Raw genomic sequence first — 2,502 nt, 5'->3', positions numbered from 1 at the left:
CACACCCGCATGAATCTTTGCAGGTGTACCACGCCGACGTGGCCCCGCGGTATTTCGAATCCCTCCATATACCCATTCTGGAAGGACGCGAGTTCACGCCGGATGACGATGAAAAGGCCCCGAGGGTGCTAATCGTGGATCAGACTGCGGCGAGGCTCTACTGGCCAGGACAGGATCCGCTGGGAAAGAAACTCAGAGTGAACGGCAGCCCTTTCACGGTAGTCGGCGTTGCGAGGAATTCAACGCATATATTCGTGAATGAGTCGCCGGAGCCTATGGTGTATATGAGCTTTTTCCAGAACGGGAACGAGACGATCGTGCAGGTGAAGACCGAGGGAAATCCGGCCGACCTGGCACCGGCAGTGGAAAACGCCATCGACGAGATCGATTCACGGCTGCCGGTTTTCGATGTGCGTCCCATGCGCGAGAGTACCCAGATGGCGAGGAGTTTCGCTGTCATACAGAGCGCCCTGGCGGGAATGTTCGCGCTGATTGGGCTGGTTCTTGCGATAACCGGAATCTACGGAGTCGTGGCCTATCGAACCCAAATGCGAACTCACGAGATCGGAATAAGAATGGCGCTGGGCGCTTCGCGCGTCGATGTGCTGCGGCTCGTGCTGTTGCAGGGATTGTGGCTCACAGGCATCGGGCTGGCGTTAGGACTGGCGTTTGCGTTGGGAGTGACACGCATTATCGCCCGGCTGTTGTACGGAATCGGCGCCAACGATCCGGTCACCGTCGTTTCCGTCTTCATGCTCCTCGGAGCAATGTCGTTGCTAGCATGCTACCTTCCCGCACATCGAGCGATGCGTCGGAACCCCGTGACCGCGATTCGCGAGCTGTAAGCCGCTGTTCAAACTCGCCGTGAATTTGAGCGAATCAGGCGTATGCGCGGTGCTCCACTTGGCTATCGAGGAGGATAACGATGTTCCATCGTTAACAAACAAATCTCTGCCTGGTGGATCCTCGTTCTGCGTTGACGTGAACAGAGCTTAGCGCAATTCGACGCGTAGGCGGGCGAAAAGGCATCCGAAACGATCATTGACGGGGTTCTCCAGGTTTTGCTTGCAGCCCAAATACTGTTCGGTCGTCAACACTGAGACATGCCCAAGAAGGAACTGGATCTGTTCCAACTCGCCGCCATTCATATGACAGAGCTTTGCGCATGTTCGGCGAAGGTCGTGCGGGGCAAGATGGTCCAGCTGTATCCGTTGGGCGCAACGCCGAACCACGTACCAGATGATGTTTTCGGAGATTCCTTTTCCCCAAGGTGTACCTCGGCTTTGGTCATCCAGTGGTCCACCGCCTCTTTGACCCAGCGGGGCATGGGCACGGTCCGAACATGACCGCCCTTGCCGACAAGATCCACGATCGCCCAATGTCCTTGTCTGATCTGCATGTCCTCCACAGTCAGGGCAGATAGCTCGGCACGTCGCAATCCGCAGCCCAGCAGTATTGAGATCATGGCGAGGTCACGAAGGCTGCGCAGATCGTCGCCGTTAGCTTTCTCGAGGAGTAGTCCAGCTTGATCGCGAGTCAGCCAGTTCCCAGTGCGGGTGCCCAACTGCTTCACACCTTTCACGCGACGAATGCCTGCAGCGAGTTCGGGGCTGAGCAGGCCTGAATCCGCAGCTTCGTAGGCCAAACGTCTCACAGCCGCAAGCCGCTGATTGATGGTGCCCGGCGCCAAGCCAAGAGATTCCAAATGCAGACGAAATCTCAGAACTACAGCCCGATTCAATGCGAGTCTCGGTTCGGAACAATACCAAGCAATGAATTGCTCCATCGCGAATTTATAGTTTCGCCTCGAACACGGCGAACTCAGGCTGTTCAACACGGCGGACTTCGTCTGATCGAGATCCGGCAGCCGCAATACGATCTTGCGGCAGGGCGCTTTTCTGTTCCTCTTGCGCATATAGGCGGCCTCCACACCGCTGGCATGCACAAGCTAAAACAATCTTCGGCCTTGAGCCTAGAGTCCGAAAGCGCGTCGGCGATTTCGCATATGCCGGCATCCAGCTACAATTCTGCCCATGACGAGAGAACGTTGGGCCCAGATAGGAATCACGACTCAATTCCTTATCGTGGTCAGGACGCTAGGTGAGATCTTCCGGCTGAGGTACGTTCATGGCACGAACTTCTCGGCGGCAACCGCTATGCCGTATGTGGGCGGCGCTTTAATAGCTGGTTGCTCTTGCTGGATAGGTGTGACGTTGTACTTCTTCCGACGCTACATTTTGTCCGCCTGGATCGCGATAGGGACCGTAGCCATTCTCCTGGCGTACAAAATTGCCGTGATCGGCTGGTAATGGTGGCTAACTTCGACAATTGAGCCGTAAGCCGAGCAGATCGCCTCTGTCACGGAGTGGTTTGGCGATTTGGCACCCGTCCAGACGCATTCCCCCCCGAGAAGTGCGTTAGATTTACTTGCCAAGAATCAGGGGCACATAGCTTCGGGCGTCTTCCAACAATTGCTCGCGAGTGATACCAACCTTGGCGCGA

Annotated in this window: 4 protein-coding genes; 2 read left to right on the top strand and 2 right to left on the bottom strand. The window is 56.4% G+C overall.

Annotated elements, in window-relative coordinates:
* On the top strand, positions 1-845 hold an 845-nt coding region (locus WA354_RS03115), incomplete at its 5' end, for an ABC transporter permease (protein WP_472811550.1).
* 147 nt (positions 846-992) lie between these two features.
* Here WA354_RS03115 and WA354_RS03110 read toward each other — a convergent pair.
* The gene (locus tag WA354_RS03110) at positions 993-1,232 is read right to left on the bottom strand and encodes a tyrosine-type recombinase/integrase (protein ID WP_472811549.1); all 240 of its coding nucleotides are present in this window, start codon (positions 1,230-1,232) and stop codon (positions 993-995) included.
* A complete protein-coding gene (locus WA354_RS03105; protein WP_472811548.1) occupies positions 1,145-1,705 on the bottom strand; it encodes a tyrosine-type recombinase/integrase in 561 nt (186 codons plus the stop codon). The genes WA354_RS03110 and WA354_RS03105 overlap by 88 nt, the downstream gene beginning before the upstream one ends.
* A 328-nt stretch (positions 1,706-2,033) precedes the next feature.
* Here WA354_RS03105 and WA354_RS03100 point away from each other — a divergent pair, with 328 nt between their 5' ends.
* Positions 2,034-2,309, top strand: coding sequence for a hypothetical protein (locus tag WA354_RS03100; protein ID WP_472811547.1), 276 nt, complete (start codon positions 2,034-2,036; stop codon positions 2,307-2,309).
* The last annotated feature ends 193 nt before the right edge of the window (positions 2,310-2,502 follow it).

This window comes from Occallatibacter sp., assembly GCF_049802275.1.
In the GTDB taxonomy this organism is placed as follows: domain Bacteria; phylum Acidobacteriota; class Terriglobia; order Terriglobales; family Acidobacteriaceae; genus Telmatobacter.
Note: the sequence above shows the minus strand (reverse complement) of the source record. Positions and strands in the feature narration are given on the sequence as shown.